The organism is Colwellia ponticola, from assembly GCF_005885605.1.
GTDB classification, from domain to species: Bacteria; Pseudomonadota; Gammaproteobacteria; order Enterobacterales; family Alteromonadaceae; genus Colwellia; species Colwellia ponticola.
Genome location: NZ_SZVP01000121.1, coordinates 1 through 451, shown reverse-complemented (window position 1 = coordinate 451; position 451 = coordinate 1). Strand labels below are relative to the sequence as shown.

Genomic DNA, 451 nt, shown 5'->3' with positions numbered 1-451 from the left:
CTTGCAGGAATTCGCCATCGTGCAACGGCGGCTGGCCGCGCTCCAGAAACAGGCCGACGTCTTCACCGTCGGCACTGAAACAGCGCAGGCGGCTCTTGCTGCGTGCTTCGAAATTCAGCAGCAGCTCAGCGGCCCAGAGGGCTTGGGGGGCGATTCGGCGGTGGATCACCAGCATCAGGAAGCTTCCAGCTATGAGCGATGGAAGTGCTAGAGCAAGGGGCTTGCCAATCAGGTATTGATGTAGGAATTCTCTGTCGGTGCGCAAGGAGTTGCCACTGAATAGGGCGGGGCTGAGTACTGCGAGTGCTTAATGTTGGTGCTCTGTCGGATATTGAGCACTTAAATGGGGCGTTTTTTGTGGGCGAGTGGTGTTTATCACATCAAGTTCCTTCCGTTTTTTTCGTATATGGAATTTTCGGATTTGTCCTACTGGATGTAAGGATTCGGCGTT

The 451-nt window shown here is 54.1% G+C and carries 1 protein-coding gene; it reads right to left on the bottom strand.

Translation table 11 applies throughout. From position 1 onward, the window contains the following. Window positions 1–265: urease accessory protein UreE N-terminal domain-containing protein (locus FCS21_RS16130; RefSeq protein WP_503328523.1), on the bottom strand; the 265-nt coding region annotated here is incomplete at its 3' end. Window positions 266–451: the final 186 nt, after the last annotated feature.